The organism is Paraburkholderia sp. BCC1886 (assembly GCF_900996245.1).
GTDB lineage: Bacteria > Pseudomonadota > Gammaproteobacteria > Burkholderiales > Burkholderiaceae > Paraburkholderia.
Map to the genome: position 1 here is coordinate 406,101 of NZ_CAAJGK010000052.1, position 25,622 is coordinate 431,722.

Below are 25,622 nucleotides of genomic sequence, written 5' to 3' on the forward strand. Positions count from 1 at the left end.
ACGGCAACGCGCCGTCGACGATTCTTTTTCTGTTCGCTCCGGTGGAGCGAGCGTCTGGTTCAGTAACGGCATGGCTATCAAATCGACGATTTACAAGGCGGAACTGCAGATCGCCAACATGGACCGGCACTATTACGCCGACCACGCCCTGACGATCGCCCGCCATCCCTCGGAAACCGACGAACGGATGATGGTCCGGGTCGCGGCGTTCGCGCTGTTCGCGCAGGAGCGCCTGGAATTCTGCAAAGGTTTGTCGGATGTCGACGAACCGGACTTGTGGGCGAAAGACCTCACTGGTGCGATCGAAACCTGGATCGAGGTGGGTCAGCCCGACGAACGGCGCATCGCCAAGGCGAGCGGCCGCTCCAACGACGTCGTGGTGATCGCGTATGGCGGCCGCACGTCGGATATCTGGTGGCAGGGTGTGAAGAACAAGGTCGAGCGCCTGCGCAACGTGACGGTGTGGACGCTCGGCGAAGAAGTGGCGGCGTCGCTCAGTTCGCTTGCGCAGCGGACCATGCGGCTGCAATGCACGGTACAGGACGGCGAAGCGTGGCTCGGCAGCGCGGACGCCGATGCGGTGAAGATCGACTGGACGGTGCTGAAGGCGCCGTCGAACGGCTGAACTCGGCGCCTGCAAAAGTTGGGGACGAAAAAAAGCCCGCTCTATGTGGAGCGGGCTGAATCCATATCAGGAGGAGACATGGAGGAGACAGTTCCTAATATACACATGGGGTTGGTGCGACGCAATAACTTTTTAAGGGAAAACCCGGTATCGCGCCAAATTGTCGCAGTCTACGGTGCAATCGGCGCCGGACGGAGCTTTCCGGCTCTGCGCGCAGTCGAATGACAGAGCAAGAACTGGAGCGTCGTGCGTCGCCAGACTACGTACATTGGTGAGCACCGACAACGCTTCCCGGACCCCATCATGACCCGCACCGATCAGCTCGATTCCGCCACCCGCTGGGCTTCCGACGACGACCGCTGGCAAGCCGTCACGCGCCGCGACCCGCAAGCCGACGGCGAGTTTTTCTTCGCGGTGAAGACCACCGGCGTGTTCTGCCGTCCGTCGTGCGCGTCGCGCCAGCCGAACCGGCAGAACGTGCTTTTCTTCACCGATGTCGATGCCGCGCGCCAAGCCGGTTTTCGCGATTGCAAGCGCTGCCAGCCCGGCGGTCTGCCGCGCGAACTGACGATCGTCGAGCGCGCGTGTGCGGCGCTGGACTCCGATCCGCAACAGCGACTCACGCTCGCGCAGTTGAGCGACGCCGTGCACGTCAGTCCGTTCCATCTGCAGCGGCTGTTCAAGCGCGTCGTTGGCGTGTCGCCCCGTCAATATCAGGCCGCGCGGCGTGGCGCAGCGTTGCGCGGGGCGCTGCAAAGCGGCGCGGATGTGACCAGCGCCACGCTCGATGCCGGTTTCGGCTCGCCTTCGCGCATGTACGAAAGCGCGGCGGCCGAACTCGGCATGGCGCCCTCCGCCTTTCGCCGCAAGGGCGCCGGGCTCAGCGTGCGTTATACGACGGCCTCGACGTCGCTCGGCTACGTGCTGATCGCGGCGACCGACAAAGGCATCTGCAAGATCGCTTTCGGCGACGACACCGCGTTGCTGGTCGACGAACTGCGCGACGAGTTCGCCAACGCCGATCTGCGGGACGACGCCGCACCGCTTGCGCCGTTCCTCGCGCAGATCGACGCCTATCTGCGCGGCACGCGTCACGCCTTCGATCTGCCGCTCGATGTGTCGACCACCGTGTTCCGGCAACGCGTATGGGACGCGCTACAGCGCATCCCATACGGCGAGACCCGCAGCTATTCGCAGATCGCCGACGCGGTGGGCGCGCCGCGCGCCGTTCGCGCGGTCGCGAGCGCCTGCGCGACGAATCCGGTGGCGCTGGCGATTCCGTGTCATCGGGTCGTGCAGAAGGGCGGGGCGCTCGCCGGCTATCGCTGGGGCTTGCCGCGCAAAGCCGCGTTGCTGGAGAACGAAGCGCAGCACGAGCGCGACGTCGCTACTTCCGAAGAGCCAACCTCCAGCCTGGATCACGCTGCGTGAGCCCATCCCAGCCTTCCGCCATCCTCGAACTGCCGTTCAAGGCGCCCTTCGACTGGCCGCGCCTGCTGCGCTTCTTCGGCGGACGCGCGACACCCGGCGTCGAAGCGGTGACGGACGGCGCGTACCGTCGCGCAATCGAGTGGCTCGGCGACAGCGGCACGCTGAGCGTCAGCCTGCATCCGCGCAAGCGCTGCCTGGTCGCGACGATCGAAGGCAACGTGAGCCGTCACGCCGATGCGCTCGCCGCGCCGATCGCGCGCATGTTCGACCTTCACGCGGAACCGCGCAAGATCGCCGCGGTACTCGCCGCCGACCCGTGGCTCGCACCGCTCGTCGAGCACGCGCCGGGCTTGCGGGTGCCGGGCGCGTGGTCGGGCTTCGAACTGGTGGTGCGCGCGATCGTCGGCCAGCAGGTGAGCGTGAAAGCCGCGACGACCATCATCGGACGTCTCGTCCAGCGCGCCGGCGAGCGCATCGCAGGGCATCCGCACGAGCACACCGCGTGGCGTTTTCCGACGCCGGCCGCGCTCGCCGCGGTCGATCTCGCGAAGATCGGCATGCCGGGCAAACGCGTGGCGGCCTTGCAGGGCTTCGCGCAGGCGGTCGCGTCGGGCGACGTGCCGCTCGACAGCGCTGTCGCCGACGCGCAGTACCTGCGCGCCGCGTTGCTCGCGCTACCCGGCATCGGCCCATGGACCGTCGAATACGTCGCGATGCGCGCATGGCGCGATGCCGATGCCTGGCCGGGCTCGGACCTGGTGCTGATGCAGTCCATCGCCGCGCGCGACCCGTTGCTCGTGCGGCCTGCGCAACAACGCAGCCGGACCGACGCGTGGCGGCCGTGGCGTGCCTACGCGGCCATGCATTTGTGGAACGAAGTGGCCGACCGCGCCGGCGCCGCACGCGGCGGTTGAGCGGTTGCGAAAGAGGGCGAAAGAAGAGGGCGAAAAAAGAGGGCAAAAAAAGAGGGCAAAAGACAGGGTAAACCGCCACCCGGCCACGGCCGGGTTCAAGCAGGCAGGGCCTGCCGGGGCGACCTCAAGCAGCGGCCCTGACGAGATGTTAAAGTGCCCGCTACTGAAAATTCCGCCGAACGTTGTCAACCGCGCCATGCTGCCGACGAGCAGTGAAGCGGCACATGGCGGCCGACAACGCCCGACTCGCATCAATGCCAAACACCACACCTTCCCGCACGACCGACGTGTTCTTACACCGCCTGTCCGTGCTGACTTCCGGCCCACAGCGCGACGCGCTGATCCGCGGCCTGCGCGGCATCGAAAAGGAAAGCCTGCGCGTGACGCAGGACGGCAAGCTCGCCACGACACCGCATCCGCGTGCGCTCGGTTCGGCGCTTACGCATCCGTCGCTCACGACCGACTACTCCGAAGCACTGCTCGAACTGATCACGCCCGCCGAAAGCGACGTCGCGATCACGCTCGATAAACTCGACACGCTGCATCGCTTCGTCTACGCCGTACTCGGCGACGAGATCTTGTGGAACAACTCGATGCCCGCGTTGCTGCCCGACGCCGACGACGCGATTCCGATCGCCGACTACGGTTCGTCGAACATCGGCAAGCTGAAGTACGTGTACCGCATCGGGCTCGCGCTGCGTTATGGACGCACCATGCAGTGCATCGCGGGCATCCACTACAACTATTCGCTGAACGAAGAAGTCTGGCGGGCGTTGCAGGCGGATCAGCAATCCACCGCCAGCGCGGTCGACTTCCAGTCCGAACGTTATCTCGCGCTCATCCGCAATTTCCGTCGCACCAACTGGCTGCTGATGTATCTGTTCGGCGCCTCGCCGGCGCTGGATCGCCGGTTTCTCCGCGAACGCGCGCATACGCTCGACACCTTCGACGCCGACACCCTGTACCGCCCGTACGCCACGAGCCTGCGCATGAGCGACCTCGGCTACTCGAACACCACCGCGCAGGCCGCGCTGCACGCCGACTACGACACCTTGCCCGGTTACCTCGACGCGCTCGCCAAGGCGGTGAGCCAGCCGTATCCCGCGTACGAGGCGATCGGCACGCAACGCGACGGCGAGTGGGTGCAGATCAACACCAACGTGCTGCAGATCGAAAACGAGTTCTACTCGACGATCCGCCCGAAGCGCGTCACGCATCCGGGCGAGCGTCCGCTGCATGCGCTGGCCGCGCGCGGCGTTCAATACGTCGAAGTGCGCTGCATGGATATCGATCCGTTCGAACCCAGCGGGATCTCGCTCGAAACGTCACGCTTTCTCGATGCCTACCTGCTGGTCTGCGCGCTCGACGACAGCGCGCCGTTACCGCCGCCCGCCTACGCCGAAGCCAACCAGAATTTTGGCCGCGTCACGATGGAAGGGCGCAAGCCGGGCCTCACGTTGACGCGCGACGGCGAGACGGTCGCGATGACCGATTGGGCCGAAGCACTGCTCGCGAAGATCGAAGCAGCCGCAGTTGCGCTCGACAAGCTGCAAGGCGGCGACGAGCACGCGCGCTCGGTGGCGATTCAACGCGCGAAACTCGCGGATGTATCGTTGACGCCTTCGGCGCGTGTGCTCAAAACCATGCGTGAGAACCAGCAGAGTTTTCTGGATTTCGGCCTGCAGCAAAGCGAGGCGCACGCTGCCTATTTCCGCGGCCGTCCGCTGGACGAAGCCACCACGAGAGAATTCACCGGCCTGGCCGCGCAGTCGCTGGCCGAGCAAAGCAAGCTGGAAAAGGAAGAAGTGGGCTCGTTCGACGCCTTCGTGGCCGCCTACCGCGCCTTCACGCTGAACCGGTTCAGTATCTGACACGAAGCCGCCTGTCGCAAAGAGAGCGGCCCGCGTATGAAACGCGAGGCCGACTACGCGGTCCAAACCGCACGCGCTTTAGCGAAAGAGGTTTCGACATGAACAGACTCAATCCAATCGCCGCGTGGTCCGCGGCCGCCTTCGCCGCCATCGCAGCCGTCGCTGTCACGGCGGGCTGCTCGACCCAGGGGCAGGTCGATCCCGACGTCATGCAGATCGCCACCACGCCGCTCACCTGTTCGAGCAAGGCGGAATGCGACGTGTGGTGGCAGCGCGCCCAGACATGGGTGACGGACCATTCCAAATACAAGGTCGACTCCGTCACCGACACGCTGATTCAAACCGCCGGTCCCGACGGCGGCAAGCGTGCGCTGGCGTACCAGATCACGCGTGCGCCGAATCCCGATGGCACCGCCACGATTGGCTTCGCTGCGCATTGCGACGGGTCGATGGGCTGCAAGCCCAATCCATGGGAAGCGGGCGCGGATTTCAAGCAGTTCGTGCGCAGCGGTGCGGCTTCGTCGCCGGGCGCTGGTGCCAGCGCTGGTGCGCCAACCGCTCCGGCGGCGCCGTCGCCGCAGCCCGCTGCCGCAGCGCATCCGGAAACCTCGCAAGGCGGCGGGCAATCCATTCCCGCCGCGAACGGCGAAGCGGTCACTCAATAACGTCGCAATATAACGTCGCCAGCGGGGTCAATGCCCCATCGAGGGCCCCGCGCCTTTGCGCGGCCTGGTGATCCACACCAGCAGCGCCAGCACGATGAACGCCGCGCACGAAATCCGGAAAAAGTCGTTGGTCGCCATCATGTAGGCCTGCGCCGTTACGACCTGGTTCAACTGCGCAGTAATGCCGTCGCCGCTCAGCCCGAGGCTCGCCAGGGAGTTCGTGTAGGCCGTCGTATTGGCCGCGTAGACGTTCACCGAGTCGGTCAGCATCGCGTGATGGTAGATCGTGTCGTTCTCCCAATACGTGGTGCTGATCGCCGTACCGATCGCCCCGGACAAGGTGCGGAAAAAGTTCGACAGACCGGACGCGCTGGCCAGCCGTTCGTCGGATACGCTCGACAGCGTGATGGTGGTCATCGGCACGAAGAAGCAGGCCACGCCGATCCCTTGCACGAGCCGCGGCCAGATCACATGGTTGAACGGCACATCGAGCGTGAAGGTCGAGTTCCACAGCGACACGAACGCGAACACGACGAACGCGAAACTGGCCACGACGCGCAGGTTCAACCGGTGCATGTTCTTGCCGATCATCGGCGAGAGAACCAGCGCGAGCAGGCCGACCGGCGCCGTCGCAAGTCCCGCGATGCCGGCCGTGTAGCCCATCACGGTCTGTAGCCAGAGCGGGAAGATGACCACCGAGCCGAAGAAGGCCATGAAGCCGAACGACACGATCAGCACGCCCAGCGCAAAGTTGCGGTCCTTGAAGAGCGAGAGATCGACAATCGGCTGACTATCCGTCATTTCCCACACGAGCAGGAACGCAATGGACACCACCGCGACGACCGCGAGCGCGACGATGAAGGTCGAGTTGAACCAGTCGCGATCCTTGCCGAGGTCGAGCATCATCTGCAGACAGGAGACGCCGATCACCAGCAGGGCGAGGCCGACGGCGTCGATGCGCTGGCGCGTCGTCTTCGTCTCGCGGCCGCGCAGCAGCACGAACGCGATGGCGGCCGAGAACAGCCCGATCGGCACGTTGATATAGAAAATCCATGGCCACGTGTAGTGATCGGTGATGTAGCCGCCCATCACGGGTCCGAAGATCGGCGCGCAGATCACCGTCATCGCCCATAGGCCGAGCGCGAGGCCACGCTTTTCCGGGGGATAGGAACGCATTAGGATGGTTTGCGACAGCGGCACCATCGGGCCGGAGACGAGTCCTTGCAGCAGCCGGAACGCGATCAGCGATTCGAAGTTATGCGCGAAGCCGCAAAGCGCCGAGGCAATCGAAAACAGCAGCACAGACAGCGTGAAGAGCCGCACTTCGCCGACGCGTCGCGCGAGCCAGCCGGTCAGCGGCACGGCAATCGCCGATGCCACCGAATACGACGAAATCACCCAGGTGCCCTGACTGGTCGCCACGCCCAGGCTGCCGGAGATGGTCGGCACGGCCACGTTCGCGATCGACGTGTCGAGCACCTCCATGAACGTGCCGAGCGCGAGACCGACCGTAAGCAGGGCCAGCGCGCCGCCTTTGAGCGGCGCCGGCTCCGCCGCGGGCGGAGCGAGTGGCGCGGGGGTCGATTCGGCGGCAGGCGCGGTTGCTTCCATGTGCTTATCCTCAAATGTTAAATGCTTGTCGCGGCAGGCTTATCGCGCGGTCGACCTGGCCTGCTTGTATGCCCGGTCATCCTCTGCCCAGACAGAGATTCTCATGCGGCTAGCGCGTTGTTCGAGCGCTTTCTAGTTTGTATTCGGCAATTCGGGGGGCGATTCGGGTGCGTTTCGGGGACAATTCGGCGGCTAGTCGCCGCCCGCACCATCCGACCCGTTCGCAATGAACCGGCCGAGCAGATTCATCAACGCCGCGTGGTCTTCTGCGGAAAAACCCCGCAGTTGCTCGTTGAGCACCTCCGCGCCCAGCGCCGGCAGTCGTCGCGCGGCATCCTGGCCCTGCTGCGTCAGCTCAAGCTTCACCATCCGTCGATCTTCGTCGCTCCGCGTGCGCGCCACGAAGCCTTTCTTTTCGAGCCGGTCGAGCAGCCGCGTCATCGATCCGCTGTCATACGACATCACGCGGGACAGCTCGAAGGGCGTGTTGGCGCGACACGCCGACAACATCAGGATCACGCCGATCTGTTGAGCCGTCAGCCCGAGCGGTTTGACCGCGCGATCGGTGCGCTCGACCAGCACGTTTCGCGCTTTGGTCAGGTAGTAGCCGAGACTCGTTTCGAGCTGGATCTCGTCTGCGTTGTAGGGTCCGTCGATCATCGTGTAGTCGGTACTTCCGCAAAAACCAATGGATTTTCGCCTTCGAACGGGTGAATCAAATGCACATCTGCTTCTTTGCTATCCACTAAAAAACAACACGCGCACCGCAAACCAGGCAAAGTATCTTGAAATTTCATTGCATAGTCAATATTATTGCAGGCAACGAGTTTCGCGCGATTCCGCGCCACCCGAGACCATGTTCTGACCGATTGTCTGCACACCGCCTGAATCTCCAGCGCGCCGTGCAATAAAGGATTTCCCATGCTGTACCTCAAAAACACGCTCGGCGGCCTCGGCCGCTCGCTCACCGATTCCGCAATTGGCACCTTCCAGGGACCGCACCGCTGGTGGAAATTGGCTCTGCTCGCGGTACTGTTCGTCCTGCCCGGCGGATCGGTGGCAATTGCCGTGTTCGCGTGGTTCGAGCATCGTCGCGCACGCAAAGGCGCCCTGGCCGCCGCGCAGAAAAAGACTGCAGTAGCTCTGATCGCCAGCACGCCCGACAAGGCCGTCGCCAACTTCGCGAATGCCAACCCCAGCGCCCCCGCCGGCGCATGTCAGTCACGCGGCGCCGCATGCCGCGCGGCGGCCGGCAAACAGGCCCGTCAGCCGGGCTCGACCGATTCACGCATCTGATCCCACGCCCCTTGGCGGAAGACTGCGACGCGGCGTGGCTCCCCACGCGCATCGCAGTCGGTAACGACGCGTAACCTTCGTGGCGCCTCAGGTAACACAGCTTTCTTCCCCCTCCATTACGCTTTCAGTTTCCCGCAACCGCGCGGGTCCATGCGCTAACATGCCGGCAGACCTACGATCTCGCCCGGCCTGGGCTGCCGCCTCGCAGCGGCCCCGCGGCGTCCTGAAGGAATCCATTGCATGCAGTCTGTTCGAATCGCGCGCGCGCGGAGACTTGCGCCTCGCGCCCTGACTCTGGCGATCACCACCGCGTGTACTACCGCGTGCGTGACCGCATGTATGACCCTCGCCGGTTGCGCGGTCGGCCCCAACTATCAGCGACCCGCCGCGAGCATCCCCGCTTCGTATAAGGAAGCCGCGCCGGGCTGGAAAGTCGCCCAACCCGCGGATCGGGAAGACCGGGGCGACTGGTGGAACATCTACCAGGACCCGCAACTCGACGCGCTGCAGAACAAGCTGAATACCGCGAACCAGACCGTCGCCCAGTACGCGGCCGCCTATCGGCAGGCACGCGCGCTGGTCGGCGAGGCGCGGGCAGCGTATTTCCCGACCGTCGGCATCTCGGCGGCGGCCACGCGATCGGGCAACGGCAATTCGTCGGGCGGCAACGGGACGACGTCGACGAGCCGCTCCGGCATCAGCAATAGTTTCAACCTCGGCCTGGATGCGAGCTGGGAACCCGATCTGTGGGGCTCGGTCACGCGCTCGGTGAATGCGCAGAAAGCCGGTCAGCAGGGTGCTGCCGCCGATCTGGCGAACGCGCGGCTGTCGGCCCAGGCCACGCTCGCGCAAACCTGGTTTTCGCTGCGCGCGCTCGACTCCACCCAGAAGCTGCTCGACGACACCGTCGCGGCCTACCAGCGCTCGCTGCAACTCACGCAAAACCAGTATGCGGTGGGTGTCGCGGCGCGCTCGGACGTGATTCAGGCGCAGACGCAACTGCAATCGGCGCAGGCGTCGGCTATCGACAACGGCGTGCAGCGCGCTCAGGACGAGCACGCCATCGCCGTGCTGGTCGGCGAACCGGCTTCGACGTTCTCGATTCCGCCCAGTCCGCTCACCGCCACGCCGCCCACGGTGCCGGCGCAGATGCCCTCCGCACTACTCGAGCGGCGGCCCGACATCGCCTCGGCGGAACGCAAGGCCGCGGCGGCCAACGAGCAGATCGGCGTCGCGATCGCCGCATTCTTTCCGTCGCTGACCTTGTCGGCGTCGGGTGGCTTCGAAAACTCGGTGTTCTCGCAACTGCTCACCGCGCCGTCACGCTTCTGGACGCTCGGCCCGCAACTCGCCGCGACTCTGTTCGACGCGGGCTTGCGTCAGGCGCAGACCGAAGCAGCGCGCGCCACCTACGACGAAAACGTCGCCACCTATCGTCAAACGGTGCTGACCGCGTTCCAGGACGTCGAAGACAATCTCGCGTCGCAGCGCATCCTTGCGCAGGAGATCGTCGTGCAGCAGCAGGCAGTCGATTCGGCGCGCCAGGCGCTCGACATCGTCACGAACGAGTACAAGGCCGGCACGGTGCCTTTTCTCAACGTGTTGACCGCGCAGACCACCGCGTTCACCGCGCAGCAGAAGCTGGAAAACATCGCCGGCCAGCGGATGGTCTCGTCGGTGGGTCTGGTGAAGGCGCTGGGTGGCGGCTGGGACGCGTCTCAAATGAATCGCGAGACGGGTGACGTCGCCGCGCCGGTTGCACGAAACGACGCGCCGTCGGCGCAGGCGACGAGTAACTAGGCGACCGGGAGCCTGTGTCCCGGCTCCCGACTTTGAACCCGCTCGCTAGCCGCGGGTTTCAATGCACGAAAGTCAGCGCCACCGTATCCGGCCCGCTCGGCCGTCCGAGCAGATTCAGCAGGCCGGCCAGGTTATCGCGCGCTTGCGGATCGGCGCTCGCGGTGCCGTGAAACGACATGGAGGCCGGTGACACCGTACCGGTCCCGTTCAACCGCAGCGGGCCCTTGAAGGTCGACAGATCCAGCGCGGAAGTGACCCCCTGCGCCTGAAACAGCAGCCGGTACGAGCCCAGCGGTTTGACGAGCGAGACCCGCGAACTGACATCGTTCAGCGTCACGGTCATCTGGCCGAACGCTTCGCGGTTGAAGCTGCGCCAGTCCGACCACGACAGCCGCACGTCGCCCTGCAAGTCGAGCGTATTGAACGGCGCGCCCAGCCCGCTCAGCAGCGACGCCGGCACCGCGATCGCACCCGCCGATACCGTCGCGCCACGCGGCGTGGCGTCGAGGGTAATCGGCTGCGGCATGGCTTCGCTATGCAGCATCGTCATGCGGACGCGTCCGGTGAACAGCGGCCAGAAAGCCGTGCGCCATTCGATGCGACCGGGCAGCAGCGTCGCCGCGCTCATGTCCGAGCCCGCGGCCAGCATCAGCGTGGCCGAACCGTGCCAGAGCGAGCCGGCCGGATCGACCAGATTCACGTGACCGCGCGTGTGTTTCGCGAATTGTGGCGTAATCCAGGCCGCCGGCAGCAAGGCCACCATCACCACCGCCGCCGACACCACCGCGACGATCAGCCAGGGCAGCGCGGCGCGTGCGCGCCGCATCCAGTAAGTCATGCGAGATCCTGTAGCGGCGCGCTCATTTCGCGGTGGACGGCTGCAACGACGCCGTCAGATCCACCTGGCCGTCTTCCTTCAGCGCGCTCAGATGCGCCTCGGCCACCTGCACCTTGAACTGCTTGCGGGCGTCGTCGACCCACGCGGTCCAGGCAGGGAACGACGCGTTCTTCATCTGGATCTGCACCGCGTTACCGATGACCTGCACCTGAGTCGCGGCCAGCCCGTGATCGCCGAGCGACGCCGTGAGCGCGTCCTTGAGCGCGGCGCCGGTCGGCGCGACGCCTTGCGAGGCCGCCGACAACTGACGTGCCTCGTTGGACTCCGCGGTCATCTGCGCCAACTGCCGCTGCAAGCCCGGCAGCGATTCCCGCAGATGCGTGCGGCCTTCCTGCGCCGGCGCCCACAACACCGTCCACGCGATGATCAGCGCCAGTGCGCCGCCGCCCCACGTCAGCAGCATCTTTTCGCGCTCGGTGCGCTGGTCCCAGAATCCGGCCCATGTTTGAGCGAGTTGAGCTTTCATTGTCCGTTCCTGATGGTCCACTTGCCGGTGTTGCTGTCGATCGCGCCGCTCAAGCCGTTACGCGCGAGACGCTGGGCGAAGCCGGCATCCAGTTTGACTTCCGGCTTGAAGGTCACGTCGAGTCGCCGGTCGTGATAGTCGAGCGCCGCAATGCCGTTGACGGGCACCGGCGGCAGCGAGCGCGCGAGACCGTCGGCGAGCGACAGGAAGTCGTCCGGCGACAACTCGCCCGCCGCGACCCGCAACTGCTGCAACTGGCGCGACATCTGGTCGGGCGCATCCAGCACGACCGTCGTCTTCGGGAAGGTGTTGAGCAGCAGTTCCGTCATCTGCGTGTTGATCGCGTCGCGTTGGCGCGCGAGCATGATCCACTGCACGTTCGCGCCGATGATCGCGATGACCAGCGCGCCCACCGCCAGCATGACCGGCAGACGCAAGCGCCGCAGCGTCGCGCGGTCGAGGCGCCACGGTTGCGACGCGAACTCGAACTGGCACAGGTCGAAACGGCATTCGAGCGCGCGGCGCGCGAGCTGTTCGAAGGGCAGCGGGCTCGCGCCGTGTACATGAGCGGCGAGCCGGGCCGGGCTGGTCGTGCCGAGGCTCGGCTCGTTGCCGGGCACTTCGGTCAGCATGTAGAGCGAGACGGACGCCGCACCGCCCAACGCGGCGAGCGTGGAATTCACGGCGCTGGCCGGCACGGCCAGGCCTTCGCCCTGCACGCCGCGGGCGATCGCCAGTTCGACGCGCGGCACGCCGCTCGTGTCTTGCGGGCGCTCGACCGCGCCTTCCAGCAGCATGGCGGGTGCGGTTTGCACGACGGCGCCGAGCACGGCGGCCACCATCGGCACGATTGCGGCCACGCCGGGCGCGACGACCGGTGCAATGCCGGGCAACGACGTCGCGACTGTCGCCGGGCCTGCCGCGCCGGCCAGCGCGGGCTCACCGGCGTTGACGGTCTCGGCGACTTCGGCGGGCGTATCGGGCGACAGCGCCTGCGTTTGCGGCAGACAACGCGTGACCGGCACTGCGCGCAGGCTGCGATGGCCGGCCTGCGCGAACGCTTCGCAGATGAAGCGGAACCAGCCGCGATCGACGATGGCGAGCAACTGCCGGCCGCCTGCGAGCGCTTGCGGATCGACGGCGATGTGGCAGGTTTGCGGGTCCTGGATCAGCTGATCCTCGACGATATTGGGGAGCGCCTGGCGCAGCCGCGGGCCTCGTAGCGGCGGCAGTTTGGCCGGCATCATCAGCAGGTCGCGCGCGGCGACCATCAGCACCGTGGACGACGCGCGCGGCAGCAGCGCGAGCGCCGAACGGCCGGCGCGCTGGGTGCGGCCCGACTTGTCGAGCAGCACGAAGGGCAGCTCCGGCAGTTGCCATTCCTGCGATGGCACCGCCGGATCACGCGGCGGAAGTAGGACGATCAGCGTGCTCAAAGGCCACTCTCTTTGGGAAAGGCGTTGTTCATAGTTGGTCTTGGACTCGCACGATACGCGTAGTGTGAGTCAATGCGTCGCGATAGACGAGGGTGGTGCGATCCACTTCGGCGCGTTCGTGCTCGACCCGGCCGTGGATCAGGAAGTAGTTCGTGGTGACGTCCATTTCGCTCGGGTCGATTGCCACCTGCTGGACGCCGGAGCCGGTCAATGCCAGCTGGACGTCGCCGACGTTATGGAAGAACACGGTGGTGCGGCTCGCCACGAAGGATTGCGCGGACGACAGGCTCATACCGGGCACGATGGCCGCGATGACTTCGGCCGATGCCGTGTTCATGTTGAGCGCCGTGGTGGTCGGCAGGACGGTGACGAACGGGCGCAGGCGCGCGACCATTTCCGGGGTATAGCCGGGGACGTCGAGGAGCGAGTCGACGCTGATCATTTGCAGGGGGGCGTGCGCTGCGCGGTCGTCGCCGTCTTCGATACCGGGGTTGTTGCTGAAGCCGCCGCCGGTGCCGCCGCCCTGGATGGGTTGCGAGGTGGCGGCTGTTGTCGTGCTGGTCGTGCTGGTTGTTGTCGTCGTGGTGCTGGTCTGGAAGCGGGTGGCCGATTGCGCGAGACTGGCGCGCAGTTGCACGGCGGTGGTTTGCGCCAGTTGGCTGTTGACGCCGAGCGAGACCAGGAGGCGCTGGTAGGCGCCGATCTGCGAGATGTTCAGTTGCAGGACGCCTGGCGCGGGGCTCAGGATCAGGTTGCGCAGGTTGAATTTGGATTGGGCGTCTTCTATCGAGCCTGACAGGTAGGTGGCGGCGCCTTCCTGGGCGCGGACTTCGCCGATCTGGCCGAGGAAATCGGAGAGACGGGTTTTGGCGATGGGGACGCCCCAGAGGCCGCCCAGATAGGTGATGCCCGCCGAGGTGTCGCCTTCGGAGCGGAGGATCAGGCGGGTCCAGTCTAGCGCTCCGCGGGAGACCCATTGGGCCTGGGAGAGGAGGCGCTGGTTTTCTATTCTTCGGATTTGGACTTGCTGGCGCCAGAGCATGCCGGAGACCAGGATTGCCGATAGGGCTACGACTAATAGGGCGCTGATTATGGCTACGCCTCGTTGGTCTGGCTTTTTGGCCTTTCCTTGTTGTGTTAGTGGTCTATTGGCGTTCCCCCTGTGCGGGGGGGCACCTACTTTTCTTTGCCGCCGCAAAGAAAAGTAGGCAAAAGAAAGCGGGCTCAAACCGCTAACCATTAAGCGGGAACCGTGGCCTTTCCTTGGTAGTGGTGCATCTGGAATCCGTGTCATCGCACACTCCACGACAGTGACACAGCAGTCATCCTTCCCGACTCGCGCTTCGCGCTCGCCGGAAAGGTATGCATGCCGGCCGTCGGCTTCGCCTCGGCCAGGGAACGACCAGCCACCCCGCCGGTTATGCCCCTCGGCGCGCGCAGCGCCGCCGGAGCTGATGAGTGCTTTGTCACGAACATCGAATGTGCGAGGGCACGGATTCCAGATGCACCACTACCAAAGAAATGCCGCGGTTCCCGCTTAAGAATTAGCGGTGTGAGCCGCTTTCTTTTGCCTACTTTTCTTTGCGGCGGCAAAGAAAAGTAGGTGCCCCCCCGCACAGGGGGAACGCTAATAGACCGAGAGCAAAACAAGGAAAGGCACCACCACAAAAGCACCACAAAAAAACCGCGTCGCGGAGACAAAAAGCCAGCCATCACCTCACTCCCCGACAAGAAAAACCCGAGTCACGTTGCGCGCCAACCCCCTCGCCCCCACACTCACCTCGACCCCGGTAACAGACCGCGGCAACGGCGCATTCCCCAACTGGGGAACCTTAAGATTATTAACGTTCTCGGTAATCGCCTTCTGCACATCCTTCATCTGCGAGGTCCATCCCACCTTGGGCACATACAGCCGGGCAGAAATGGAAACCACCCCACCCATCAACGGCACCGCCGTCCACCCATCCCCCTCACCACCGCGCAGCGCCGCCCGCAATTCACCCACGTTCCCCAACGGCGGCGACGCATACCGGATCACCCGTCCATCGGACACCCGATACCGCACCACCTGCAATCGCGGTGCCGTCCCCGGTAAAGACAGCTCCCGCACGATCTGCAACATCCCGCCAGCAATCGATATCGCCGCCTGCTCCGACTCATCGTCGGAAGCCGCCTGCCGCGCATCGATCCGCATCTGATCGAACACCTGCGCAAACACGCGCTCCTCTTCCATCGCGTTCGTAATGGTCTGCCGCCCGCGAATAATCTGGTCGAGCCCCCGCCAGGACAACACCGCAATCACCGCCAGAATCGCAATCGCGACCAGCAGCTCGATCAGCGTGAAACCACGCACACCATCGCGGTGGCGACGCTCAGAGCGAACGGTTGTTTTCATTCGCGACCACCGTCACCATCTGCGCCAGATTGCCGGAACGCCCCGGCGTCGTCACCATCACTTCCACTCGCCGGAACACAGGATTCGGCGTGGACGTCACATGCTCCGTACAGATCAACTGCAAATTGCCCTGCGAACAGTCGAAGCTCGACGAGCCAATGTCCGGCCACGCGCGCGCCAGATGCAAGCGCGCCAACGTATTGTCCGCGCTCCATCCCGCCAGCAGGCGCTGATGCAAATCGGCCTCGCCGCTCGCCAGACTCCCCACCGCACGCAACGACGCAGCCAGCGCAATCGCAATGATCGCCAGCGCCACCAGCACCTCGATCATCGTAAAACCCTGCTGCGACGCGCGTTTCGCGCCGACACCCGCACGGGCTCCCGCGCTTGCCACACCCTGCATCTCAATGCACCTCATAACGACCGCTGCCCGTGCCGACAATGGTCGCGCTTCCCACCGACGAAAACAGCGTGACCCGCACCGGCACGTCGATCGCCTCGGTGCCGAATACCATGCGGCTCGGATGCGTATCCGAACCCGGATAGCTGATCGTCACCCCCGTCACACCGCCTTCCCATCTGCGCGCGCCGAGCAGGTCGTCGCGCAACGGACGCCAGCCGTCTTCGGTATGCATATCGAAACGGAAGCCGCCCTCGAACGGCTGCCATGCAATGGGCCGTGCGCGCACCTGCGCTTCGTCGCCCGCCGACTCGAACAGCAACGCGAGACGCTGCGCCTCCTCGTTCAGATCGGTGCGGGGATTGCGCGTCATCGTGAGCGTGGTGACCGAGATCAGAATGCCGACGATCACCAGCACCACCATCATTTCGAGCAGCGTAAAACCCGCTGCCCGCGCGGCCCCGCGTCGGCGCACGTGCTTCACGCCTTACTGCCAGGATCCGACGTCGGCGTCGTTGCCTTCGCCGCCGGCTTTGCCATCGGCGCCGTAACTGAACACGTCGATGTCGCCATGCACACCCGGATTCAGATACTGATAGCCATTGCCCCACGGATCGTTCGGCAGACGCTCGAGGTAACCGCCGTCTTTCCAGTTGCCCGGCACCGGGTCCGTCGCCGGCTTTTCGATCAGCGCGCGCAGGCCTTGCTCCTGCGTCGGATAGCGGCCGTTATCCAGCCGGTAAAGTTTGAGCGCCTGCATCACCGTGCCGATGTCCTGCTTGGCGGCGACGCGTCGCGCCTCGTCCGGCCGGCTCATGATCTTCGGCACGATCAGCGCGGCGAGAATCCCCAGAATCGCGATCACGACCATGACTTCGATCAGCGTAAAGCCGCGCTGAAGACGGCTCTTCGGCCTCGCGATCTCAGTACGGCGAATGGTCGACACTTGCATAGCTTGCTACCTCTTTTCAGGTGAAATTTTCGATCGGCCGTTGGCGCGTTCCGGCAGACAGGTTGCCATTGAACACGTTCGGGCGGTCATTTTAATGTCATGCAGTTGAAGGGCTTCAACCCAACGCAATTTTCACAATAGTCCGTACAATACGGCGCATGAACGCCATCCAAATCCGCCTTCTGTCGCTCGCGCTCTTCGCCGTTTTTTGCGCGACGCTGACCTACTGGGTCATCACTCTTTCCGCGCTGTCGGGCGCACCGTTGCCGGCCGCAGCCGCGCATGCGCAGGTGTCGACCGACCAGGCCGCCACGCTGTTCGGCGGTCAACTCACCCGCAGCGCGAACCAGGACGTGCATCTGTTCGGTATCCTCGCTTTGAGCGGTGGCGCGGCGGCCATCGTCAGCGTCGGCGGTGAACCGCCGCATGCGGTCTCGCTCGGCAGCGCGCTCATGCAAGGCGCCAAACTCTCCGAAGTCCGCCCCCGCTCCATCATCATCGACCGCAACGGCGCGCATTCCGAAGTCTTTCTGCCCGCCAATCCCGCCGGTCCCACGATCTACGTGCGCTAAAGCAAAACCGGCTGCGGCGCGGCTCGCTTCGAGCGAGCGCCGCAAGCCGCGCTACTCGCCCAACTGCCGACCCAACTACTGCACCAGGTTGTTCAACTCGATGATCGGCAGCATCACCGCCAGCACGATCACCAGCACCACGCCCCCCATCGCCAGAATCAGCAACGGCTCGAGCAGGCTCGTCAGGAACATCGTGCGCCGCTCCAGTTCGCGTGCTTCGCCATCGGCCGCACGATCGAGCATCGTGGTCACGTCGCCCGTCGCTTCGCCCGAACGGATCAAATGAACCAGCACCGGCGGAAACGTCCTGGTGTTGCCGAGCGCGCGCGACAGCGACGTGCCTTCGCGCACCCGCACGATCGCGTCGTCGATGTTCTCGCGCATCGCCTTGTTGCTGAGCGTCTCGGCGGCGGCCTGCAGCGCGCGCAGAATCGGCACGCCTGCTGCGGTGAGAATGCCGAGCGTGCTGGCAAAGCGCACCGTGTTATAGCCGCGCACGAGCTTGCCGAGTAGCGGGGCGGTCAGGAGCCAGCGATCGAACGCGAGACGCGGGCCGGGTTGCCGCAGAATCGAGCGCACCAGGTACGCGATCACGACCACGCCGATCAGCACGGCCCACCACCAGTTCCGCACGAAAGCGGAGAGCGCCATCATCATCACGGTCAGAATCGGCAGTTGCTGCTTGGAACTGGCGAACACGTTGACCACTTGCGGCACGACATAACTCAAAAGAAACGTGACGATGCCGAACGCGATGAGCGTGACGATGCCCGGGTACGTGAACGCGAGCACGATCTTCTGCTTGAGCGCGTTGCGTTGCTCGATGTAGTCGGCAAGCCGCGAGAGCACGAGGCCGAGCTTGCCGGTATGTTCACCGGCGGCCACCAGCGCGCGATAAATCTCGGGGAAATCGCGGGGATGCTGCGTCAGCGCATTCGCGAGCGAATGGCCGCCGAGCACTTCCGCACGAATCGACGCCATCAGTTCGCGAATGTAGTCGCGCTCCGATTGCTCGGTCAGCACCGCGAGCGCTTCGTCGAGCGGCAAGCCGGCAATCAGCAGACTGGCCAGTTGTCGCGTCAGAATGGCCTGCTCGCGTTGCGACAGACGACGGCCGAGCGACAAACGCTGATTGCGTTCGCCGCGCGTCCGCGTCGCCGCGGGTTCGACGACGAGCGGCGTCAGTCCCTGCGAGCGCAGGTTGGTGCGCGCGCCGCGCGCGCTGTCCGCGTCGAGCACGCCTTTTTGCGCCTTGCCCGCCGCATCGATGGCTTCGAAACGAAATGCCGGCATTCGCTTACGCTCCGCCCGTCACACGTATCACTTCTTCGAGCGAGGTGAGTCCGGAGGCCAGCCAGCGATCCGAATCTTCCCGCAATGTGCGCATGCCCTGCGCGCGGCCCGACGTGAGAATCTCCGCGTCGGAAGCGTTGCGATGGACAAGGGCACGGATCTCGTCGTCGATCAGCAGCAGTTCGTACACCCCGCGCCGTCCCGCATAACCGGAATGGCCGCAACGCTCGCAGCCGACCGGATGCCAGCGCACGCTGCCGTCTTCTTCGACACGCTCTTCGCGGCACACCGGACACAGCCGGCGCACCAGCCGCTGCGCCAGCACGCCGAGCAGCGACGACGCGAGCAGGTACGGCTCGACGCCCATGTCGGTCAGACGCGTGACGGCCGAAGCGGCGTCGTTGGTATGCAGCGTGGCCAGCACGAGGTGACCCGTCAGCGACGCCTGCACCGCGATCTGCGCGGTTTCGAGGTCGCGGATTTCACCGATCATGATGATGTCCGGGTCCTGCCGCAGAATCGAGCGCAGCGCCCGCGCGAAGCTCATGCCGATCCGCTCGTTGACCTGCGTCTGGCCGATGCCGGAGAGGTCGTATTCGATCGGGTCTTCCACCGTCATGATGTTGGTGGTGGCGGTTTCGAGCCGCGACATCGACGCGTACAGCGTGGTCGTCTTGCCCGAGCCGGTCGGACCGGTCACCAGCACGATGCCGTGCGGTTTGCCGATCAGCTTGTCGAATTTGACGAGCGTGTCCGGCGCCATGCCGAGTGCTTCGAGGTTCAGCCGCGAAGCGTCTTTTTCCAGCAGACGCAGCACCGCACGTTCGCCGTGACCGGTGGGCAGCGTCGACACGCGCACGTCGACCGGCCGGCCGCCGACGCGCAGCGTGATGCGGCCGTCCTGCGGCAAACGCTTCTCGGCGATATCGAGCTGCGCCATGATCTTGATGCGCGAAATCAGCGCGCCGTGCAGCGCTTTCTTCGGCCGCACGACGTCGCGCAGCGTGCCGTCGACACGAAAACGCACCACCGACGACGTTTCGAACGGTTCGATGTGAATGTCCGATGCCTGTTCGCGCGCGGCTTGCGTGAGCAGCGCATTGATCATGCGGATGATCGGCGCGTCGTCTTCCGACTCGAGCAGATCCTCGACCTCGGGAATGTCCTGCATCAGACGCGACAGATCGACTTCGCCTTCCACTTCGCCGACCACTTGCGCCGCGCTGCCGTCCTGGCGCGCATAGGCCTGGTTGATCGCCTGCGACAACTCGTCGGCCGGCAGACGCACGACCGACAGCGCACCGAAGTTGCGGGCGATTTCCGCCAGCGCCGCGTCGCTGGTGCGTTCGCTGATCCACACTTCGAGGCTGTCGGCGTGCTGCTGCGCGACCAGGATCTGGCCGGTGCGGGCAAAGCCGTACGGAATCAGACGCGCGGCGACGGCGGACGGCGCAGCGCGTTCCACGGTTTCCCCGGCGACCGAGCCGGCAGCCGAGCCGGCAGCCGGTCCCGCGGCCGATGCGGACGCGCCGCGGCCCGCAGAGGAGGGCGACGGCGGCGTGTAAGGCGTGTTCACGGCTGCACTCCGGGAGACGCCGTAGTCGGCGTGACCGTCACCGGATTAGCCTGCGACGGCACCGGGTAAGCCTGCACCGGATCGGTTTGCACCGCGCCACCGTTGGCAGCGGGCGCCGGTACGCGGTACGCGGGCGGCGTTGCCTGCTGACGGCGCATCCTGTCGAGATCGAACAGGTTCATCGCGGGCGATCCACCCTGGCTCGGGCCGAGCGGCATCGGCGGCATGACCGGGTCGTCGTTGTCCTTGATCAGGTTGTTGTCCGACTTGTACGAACCCTGCACGCCCTGGATGTAGTCGTAACGGTTCGCCGTCACGGCCTGCGCGGTCGCACGATCGGTGATGATGACCGGGCGCAGGAACACCATCAGGTTGGTCTTGTCGCGCGTTTTCTGTTCCGACCGGAACAGCTGGCCGATCCACGGAATGTCGCCGAGCAGCGGCACCTTGCTGTTGCTGACCTGATAGTTGTCCTGCATCAGGCCGCCCAGCACGATGATCTCGCCGTTGTCGGCCAGCACGGTCGACTGGATCGAGCGCTTGGTGAATTCGGGGCCGGCCGGGTTGGTCGTTGCGTTGGTCGTGCCGTTCACGATCGCCGAGTCTTCCGTATACAACTGCAGCTTGAGAATGCCGCCTTCGGTGATCTGCGGCTTGACGTGCAGCGTCAGGCCGACGTCGACGCGGTCGTACGTGTTGAACGCCGCGCTGGTCGTGCCGCTCGTGAGGTTCGAGTAGGAGCCCGTCTGGATCGGCACGTTGGTACCGACCACGATCTTGGCTTCTTCGTTGTCGAGCGTGATGAGGTTAGGCGTGGACAGCACGTTCGCGTCGGCGGTCTGCGAGAGCGCCTGCAGCAAGGCGCCGAGCCCCTGCACGCCGAACACGTTGTGAACCCAGCCGACGTTCAGGCCTTGCTGGAGACCGGCGGCGGCAGTGGCCAGACCGCCGGTCGCCGCATTTGCGGCGGCCGTCGCCGTCAGGTTGATGATGCTGTTGCTCGAACCGGTGGACAGGTTCGTGCCGGCAATCAGCGAATTGTTCGCGACCTGCCACTGAATGCCCAGATTGGCGTTCGTGTTGGAGTTCAGTTCGACGATCAGCGCTTCGAGATAAACCTGCGCGCGGCGCGCGTCCAGCTGGTCGATCACGGCCCGCAGGTTGCGGTACACGGCGTCCGGCGCGGTGATGATCAGCGAATTGGTCGCGGCGTCGGCCTGGATCATGCCGCCGCCCTGGCTGTCGTCGCTCTTGTCCTTGTCGCCGCCGAGGAAGTCGCTGTTATTGCCGCCCGAACCGGAGGAGCCGTTGCTGCCGCCCATCGGCGACGCGCTCGAACTGCTGTTCAGACCGCCCGACGGCAACGGTGGGGTGCCCGACGTGCCGGTCGAATTGCCGCCTGAACTGCCGCCGTTCTGATTGAACGAATTCGCTCCGCTCGTGCTGCCCGACGAGCCGCTGTCGCCGCCCTTGCCCATCATGCCGCGCAGCGTCTTCGCAAGACGCGTAGCGTCCGCGTTGCGCAGCGGCACCACGTGTATGTTGCCGGGCATCGTGGTGGGGGCGTCGAGTTGCTTCGCCAGTTCCTTCGCTGCGGCGAGACGGCCGCCGTTCGATGCGCGGATCAGCAGCGCATTGATGCGCGGATCGGCCGTGACGGACACCTTGAGCGTCGCGTCGGTGCTGCCGATCGCGCCAGGGTCCAGCATCTTGTTCATTTGCGTGGCGATGTCGAGCGCGTTCGCGTTCTTCAACTGCACGACCGCGACCGACTGGCCGGCTGCCGTGTCCACGCCCGCGATGATTTGCGCGATGCGCCGGACGTTGTCGGCGTAATCGGTGACGACGATCGTATTGTTGGCCGGGTACGCGGCCACGGTATTGTTCGGCGAGATGAGCGGGCGCAGCACCGGCAGCAGATTATTGGCCGACTCGTTCCTGAGCACGAACACCTGCGTGACGATCTGGTCGCCGCGCGCCACCGGCGCATTGCCGACGTAGGTGGGCACGCCCTGCAGCTTGGCGTCGGCTTCCGGCACGACTTTCAGTACGCCGTGATCCTGCACCAGCGCGAAACCCTGCATGCGCAAGGCCGACTGCAACGTCTTCAGCGCCTGATCCTCGGGTACCGAATTTTCCGATACGAGATTCAACTGACCTTTGACGCGGGGGTCGACGATGATGGTCTTGCCCGTCGCCGCGCCAATCGCCTTGGCCACCTGGTCGATGTCGGCGTTGACGAAATTGAGTGTCACCTGTGCCTGTGCTGTCTGCGCGGTGATCAATCCAGCCACCAGCAGCGCCGTTGCGACTCGACGCAAAGCCATACGATTTCTTCTCATGGAATAAGGTTTCGATGCCGGCAGCGCGAGCTGCCGACGGTCATGCCGTGCGGACATTGGAGCGAGCCGCCTTGGTGGTCCGTCGGCTGGCTATGCGGGGGGACATCGCCCCGGAAGCTGGCCACCCGCCGTCCGAAAAAAATGAACAGTAACAGTTTTTCATGTCGGATTTGTCACAAAACAAACGGGCCAGAGCGATTCCTCCACGAGCGGCAGCCTTCGTCAACCGATTGAAAGCTGGAGGCGAGGCGTGCCGGATCGTGCGCTACGCCGCAGAACGACCGGTTTTTTCACGCGACTATGACATCCGGCCGGCTTGACGCTCGCAAGTCTGCCGGTATGATACGAGCCGATCGCCTCGCCGGTGGCCGGTTGGCGGCACGGGTTTTCCCCGATGTCCGGCAAACGCCCAGCCTGCGTGCTCCCGCGGCCTGCTTCGGCTGAAATATGGCCGGCGCCAAGCCTTCCCGCCCCTTACGCTTGCCCCTTTGCTTAGGCCTATTGACCGATGAATCGCCGCCTTGTCACCGTCGCTGCTGGTTTGACGCTGCTGTTTGCAGCAGGGTCCGCGCGCGCCGACTGCTTCGACGAGGCCGCGAAATATCAGAAGGTCAATCCGCTGATCCTGCGCGCCATTGCCTGGCAGGAGTCGCATAACCGGCCGGACGCGACCCACAAGAACGCCAACGGCTCGACCGACTACGGCGTGATGCAGATCAACTCGATTCATCTTCCGACGCTCGCCCAGTACGGCATTTCTCAGGGCACGCTGATGGAGCCTTGCAAGAACGTCTATATTGCCGCCTGGCACCTGCGCCGCCAGATGAACAAATACGGCAACACCTGGCAGGCCGTCGGCGCTTATCACTCGGAAACGCCGGCCCTGCGGGACAAGTACGCGCAGCAGATTGCCGCGATTCTGCGCAAGTGGAATCTGATGCCGGCCGTCGTGCGCTGAGTTGCCGGTGGCTGGCGGTTTCCGATCCGCCGGCTGCGTCGTTCTCTCTCCCGCCACGCGGCGACCCCCCGTTTGATGCACAATGCGGCTTCGTGCTGCCGCTGGCGCCTGCCGTGCAAGGCCAGACAGGTTTCGCGCCACGGCACGCCTTCCACTCCTCTAGCTTTTCCGTACTGCGATGAACCAGCCGCTATTGCCCGTCACCGTGCTCTCCGGTTTTCTGGGCGCCGGCAAGACCACGCTCCTGAACCATATCCTCGCGAATCGCGCCGGTCTGCGGGTCGCCGTGATCGTCAACGATCTGGCCGCCGTCAATATCGACGCGACCCTCGTGCGCGATGCCGCCGCGCTGTCGCATGTCGAGGAGCAACTGGTCGAACTGTCCAACGGCTGCATCTGCTGCACGCTGCGCGACGATCTGCTGATCGAAATCAAACGGCTCGCCGGTGAAAAGCGTTTCGACGCGATTCTGATCGAGTCGACGGGCGTCGCGGAGCCCATGCCGATTGCCGAAACCTTCACGTTCGTCGATGACGACGGCGCGTCGCTGTCCGATGTCGCGCAACTCGACACGATGGTGACGGTGGTCGACGCGTTCAACTTCCTGCGCGATTACGGTTCGGCCGACGCGCTCGCCGAGCGCGGCATTGCCGCGAGCGAAGAGGACGACCGCACGCTGGTTGAATTGCTGATCGAGCAGATCGAATTTTGCGATGTGCTGGTGGTGAACAAGGCCGATCTGGTCAGCGCCGACCAACTGACGCGCCTGCAGCGCATTCTCGCGCGCATCAACCCGCGTGCGGTGCAGGTGGTGAGCCGCTTCGGCGAAGTGCCGCTCGGTGAAGTGCTGAACACCGGCCGGTTCGATTTCGACGAGGCTGCAAGTGCGCCGGGCTGGCTCGCATCGCTGAATCACGAGCATGACCAAGATCACGATCATCACGGCGAAGCGGACGAATTCGGCATCGGCAACTTTATCTATCGCGCGCGCCGGCCGTTTCACCCGGAGCGTCTCTGGGCGCTGCTGCATCAGGAGTGGAAAGGCGTGTTGCGCAGCAAAGGCTTCTTCTGGCTCGCGACGCGTAACGATACTGCCGGTTCGCTGTCGCAAGCGGGCGGTGCATGCCGGCATGGTCCGGCCGGCATGTGGTGGGCGGCGCAACCGCGCAGCGAATGGCCGGACGGCGACGACGAACTGGCCGCCGAAATCGCCGCCGACTGGTTCGGCGAACCCGATGACATGAGCATCGGCGACCGGCGGCAGGAACTGGTGATGATCGGCGTGAATATCGACGCGACCGAATGGCAGTGGAAATTCGACGCGTGTCTGCTGACCGACGACGAGTACGCGCTGGGGCCCCAAGGCTGGCAGCAATTCTCGGATCCGTTCCCGGACTGGGACTTCGATGACGAAGATCATGATCATCATGGCCACGACCACGATCATGACCACGACCACGGCCACGGCCACGGTGAAATCCTGCATCGTCACGACTGAACTGCGGCGCCGGTTCCGGCTGACGCCGCCGCCAATCGCGGACGAAAACGCGGACGAAATCGCGGACGAAAACGCGGACGAAAACGCGGACGAAATCGCGGACGAAATCGCGGACGAAATCGCGGACGAAAACGCGGACGAAAAAAAACCCGCCGTTGGCGGGTGTCAACTGCCTGGCACCGATGTGCCTAGCGCTTGTTGACCGAATCCTTGAACGCCTTACCGGCCGTGAACTTGACGGTCTTGGCGGCCGGGATCTTGATAGTTTCACCGGTCTTGGGGTTACGACCCGTACGTGCTGCGCGCTTGCCCGAACCAAAGCTGCCGAAGCCAATCAACTGGACCGCATCACCCTTCGACACAGACTTCTTGATCACTTCAAGCAACGTGTCCAGCGTTTCACCGGTTTGAGCCTTGCTGGCGCCCGTCTGTCCTGCGACAGCGTCGATCAGTTCCTGTTTGTTCATTAAGGTTCCTTTCTGAGTTTAGGTTGACACGAACAGCGCGAACGCGCCGATTATACGTACGCGGACAACGCCGTCGAGCAGCGACGGCTCCGGATCCCCTCCAGACAATCTCACGGTGCGGTTGACCGCCCATGGCCGCGCTGCCGCTCCCTTGGC

25 protein-coding genes are annotated in these 25,622 nt (G+C 64.9%); 10 read left to right on the forward strand and 15 right to left on the reverse strand.

Annotated elements, in window-relative coordinates; genetic code table 11:
- Window positions 1-70 precede the first annotated feature (70 nt).
- From FQ746_RS19945 to FQ746_RS19965, 5 genes are all read left to right on the forward strand, one after another.
- Window positions 71-625, forward strand: a complete 555-nt coding sequence (locus FQ746_RS19945) for a YaeQ family protein (RefSeq protein ID WP_144111351.1) — start codon at window positions 71-73, stop codon at window positions 623-625.
- Window positions 626-928: 303 nt separating this feature from the next.
- Complete coding sequence (gene ada, locus FQ746_RS19950) at window positions 929-2,056, forward strand: bifunctional DNA-binding transcriptional regulator/O6-methylguanine-DNA methyltransferase Ada (RefSeq protein WP_144111352.1); 1,128 nt, start codon at window positions 929-931, stop codon at window positions 2,054-2,056.
- Window positions 2,053-2,970: a DNA-3-methyladenine glycosylase family protein gene (locus FQ746_RS19955; protein WP_144111353.1), complete on the forward strand. Its 918-nt coding sequence runs from the start codon at window positions 2,053-2,055 to the stop codon at window positions 2,968-2,970. The genes ada and FQ746_RS19955 overlap by 4 nt, the downstream gene beginning before the upstream one ends.
- Before the next feature lie 254 nt (window positions 2,971-3,224).
- Window positions 3,225-4,841 carry a glutamate--cysteine ligase gene (gene gshA, locus FQ746_RS19960; protein WP_144111354.1) on the forward strand — a complete coding sequence of 539 codons (1,617 nt, stop codon included), beginning with the start codon at window positions 3,225-3,227 and terminating at the stop codon, window positions 4,839-4,841.
- Window positions 4,842-4,939: 98 nt separating this feature from the next.
- Complete coding sequence (locus FQ746_RS19965; protein ID WP_144111355.1) at window positions 4,940-5,506, forward strand: hypothetical protein; 567 nt, start codon at window positions 4,940-4,942, stop codon at window positions 5,504-5,506.
- Window positions 5,507-5,533: 27 nt separating this feature from the next.
- On the opposite strand, the gene FQ746_RS19970 is transcribed toward FQ746_RS19965, so the two are convergent.
- The 3 genes from FQ746_RS19970 to FQ746_RS19980 form a co-directional block, all read right to left on the reverse strand.
- The gene (locus FQ746_RS19970; protein ID WP_144111356.1) at window positions 5,534-7,117 is read right to left on the reverse strand and encodes a DHA2 family efflux MFS transporter permease subunit; all 1,584 of its coding nucleotides are present in this window, start codon (window positions 7,115-7,117) and stop codon (window positions 5,534-5,536) included.
- 192 nt (window positions 7,118-7,309) lie between these two features.
- The gene (locus tag FQ746_RS19975; RefSeq protein WP_144111357.1) at window positions 7,310-7,777 is read right to left on the reverse strand and encodes a MarR family winged helix-turn-helix transcriptional regulator; all 468 of its coding nucleotides are present in this window, start codon (window positions 7,775-7,777) and stop codon (window positions 7,310-7,312) included.
- Window positions 7,774-8,040 carry a hypothetical protein gene (locus FQ746_RS19980; protein WP_144111358.1) on the reverse strand — a complete coding sequence of 89 codons (267 nt, stop codon included), beginning with the start codon at window positions 8,038-8,040 and terminating at the stop codon, window positions 7,774-7,776. The genes FQ746_RS19975 and FQ746_RS19980 overlap by 4 nt, the downstream gene beginning before the upstream one ends.
- Here FQ746_RS19980 and FQ746_RS19985 point away from each other — a divergent pair.
- Entirely contained in the window at window positions 8,039-8,413 is a 375-nt protein-coding gene (locus FQ746_RS19985; protein WP_144111359.1) for a hypothetical protein, read from the forward strand. The genes FQ746_RS19980 and FQ746_RS19985 overlap by 2 nt on opposite strands.
- A 240-nt stretch (window positions 8,414-8,653) precedes the next feature.
- Complete coding sequence (locus FQ746_RS19990) at window positions 8,654-10,213, forward strand: efflux transporter outer membrane subunit (protein ID WP_144111360.1); 1,560 nt, start codon at window positions 8,654-8,656, stop codon at window positions 10,211-10,213.
- 58 nt (window positions 10,214-10,271) lie between these two features.
- Here FQ746_RS19990 and FQ746_RS19995 read toward each other — a convergent pair whose 3' ends face one another.
- From FQ746_RS19995 to gspG, 8 genes are all read right to left on the reverse strand, one after another.
- Window positions 10,272-11,051, reverse strand: a complete 780-nt coding sequence (locus FQ746_RS19995) for a type II secretion system protein N (protein ID WP_144111361.1) — start codon at window positions 11,049-11,051, stop codon at window positions 10,272-10,274.
- A 22-nt stretch (window positions 11,052-11,073) separates the two neighbouring features.
- The gene (locus FQ746_RS20000) at window positions 11,074-11,577 is read right to left on the reverse strand and encodes a type II secretion system protein M (protein ID WP_144111362.1); all 504 of its coding nucleotides are present in this window, start codon (window positions 11,575-11,577) and stop codon (window positions 11,074-11,076) included.
- Entirely contained in the window at window positions 11,574-13,013 is a 1,440-nt protein-coding gene (gene gspL / locus FQ746_RS20005) for a type II secretion system protein GspL (protein WP_144111363.1), read from the reverse strand. The genes FQ746_RS20000 and gspL overlap by 4 nt, the downstream gene beginning before the upstream one ends.
- A 28-nt stretch (window positions 13,014-13,041) precedes the next feature.
- Window positions 13,042-14,106 carry a type II secretion system minor pseudopilin GspK gene (gene gspK, locus FQ746_RS20010; protein ID WP_260854119.1) on the reverse strand — a complete coding sequence of 355 codons (1,065 nt, stop codon included), beginning with the start codon at window positions 14,104-14,106 and terminating at the stop codon, window positions 13,042-13,044.
- Window positions 14,107-14,730: 624 nt separating this feature from the next.
- On the reverse strand, window positions 14,731-15,408 hold the full coding sequence (locus FQ746_RS20015) for a type II secretion system protein J (RefSeq protein ID WP_144111364.1): 678 nt from the start codon (window positions 15,406-15,408) through the stop codon (window positions 14,731-14,733).
- Window positions 15,386-15,811: a type II secretion system minor pseudopilin GspI gene (gene gspI, locus FQ746_RS20020; protein WP_144111365.1), complete on the reverse strand. Its 426-nt coding sequence runs from the start codon at window positions 15,809-15,811 to the stop codon at window positions 15,386-15,388. Before gspI ends, FQ746_RS20015 begins: the two co-directional genes overlap by 23 nt.
- A 1-nt stretch (window position 15,812) precedes the next feature.
- Window positions 15,813-16,235 carry a GspH/FimT family pseudopilin gene (locus FQ746_RS20025; RefSeq protein WP_144111510.1) on the reverse strand — a complete coding sequence of 141 codons (423 nt, stop codon included), beginning with the start codon at window positions 16,233-16,235 and terminating at the stop codon, window positions 15,813-15,815.
- A gap of 60 nt (window positions 16,236-16,295) precedes the next feature.
- Complete coding sequence (gspG, locus tag FQ746_RS20030) at window positions 16,296-16,760, reverse strand: type II secretion system major pseudopilin GspG (RefSeq protein ID WP_144111366.1); 465 nt, start codon at window positions 16,758-16,760, stop codon at window positions 16,296-16,298.
- A 158-nt stretch (window positions 16,761-16,918) separates the two neighbouring features.
- Between gspG and FQ746_RS20035 the strand changes: the two genes are divergently transcribed.
- On the forward strand, window positions 16,919-17,332 hold the full coding sequence (locus tag FQ746_RS20035) for a type II secretion system protein N (RefSeq protein ID WP_144111367.1): 414 nt from the start codon (window positions 16,919-16,921) through the stop codon (window positions 17,330-17,332).
- Window positions 17,333-17,407: 75 nt separating this feature from the next.
- Here FQ746_RS20035 and gspF read toward each other — a convergent pair whose 3' ends face one another.
- Genes gspF through gspD form a run of 3 tightly spaced genes read right to left on the reverse strand, consistent with a single transcriptional unit; the run spans window position 17,408 to window position 22,528 of the window.
- Complete coding sequence (gspF, locus tag FQ746_RS20040) at window positions 17,408-18,625, reverse strand: type II secretion system inner membrane protein GspF (protein WP_144111368.1); 1,218 nt, start codon at window positions 18,623-18,625, stop codon at window positions 17,408-17,410.
- A gap of 4 nt (window positions 18,626-18,629) precedes the next feature.
- The gene (gene gspE, locus FQ746_RS20045) at window positions 18,630-20,201 is read right to left on the reverse strand and encodes a type II secretion system ATPase GspE (protein ID WP_144111369.1); all 1,572 of its coding nucleotides are present in this window, start codon (window positions 20,199-20,201) and stop codon (window positions 18,630-18,632) included.
- Window positions 20,198-22,528 carry a type II secretion system secretin GspD gene (gene gspD / locus FQ746_RS20050; protein ID WP_144111370.1) on the reverse strand — a complete coding sequence of 777 codons (2,331 nt, stop codon included), beginning with the start codon at window positions 22,526-22,528 and terminating at the stop codon, window positions 20,198-20,200. The genes gspE and gspD overlap by 4 nt, the downstream gene beginning before the upstream one ends.
- A 523-nt stretch (window positions 22,529-23,051) precedes the next feature.
- Between gspD and FQ746_RS20055 the strand changes: the two genes are divergently transcribed.
- Together FQ746_RS20055 and FQ746_RS20060 are read left to right on the forward strand one after the other, a co-directional pair.
- Complete coding sequence (locus FQ746_RS20055; protein ID WP_144111371.1) at window positions 23,052-23,501, forward strand: lytic transglycosylase domain-containing protein; 450 nt, start codon at window positions 23,052-23,054, stop codon at window positions 23,499-23,501.
- Between the two features lie 178 nt (window positions 23,502-23,679).
- The gene (locus FQ746_RS20060; RefSeq protein ID WP_144111372.1) at window positions 23,680-24,999 is read left to right on the forward strand and encodes a GTP-binding protein; all 1,320 of its coding nucleotides are present in this window, start codon (window positions 23,680-23,682) and stop codon (window positions 24,997-24,999) included.
- A gap of 188 nt (window positions 25,000-25,187) precedes the next feature.
- Here FQ746_RS20060 and FQ746_RS20065 read toward each other — a convergent pair whose 3' ends face one another.
- Window positions 25,188-25,466 (reverse strand): HU family DNA-binding protein, encoded by a 279-nt coding sequence (locus tag FQ746_RS20065; protein ID WP_144111373.1) that lies wholly within the window; start codon window positions 25,464-25,466, stop codon window positions 25,188-25,190.
- Window positions 25,467-25,622 lie beyond the last annotated feature (156 nt).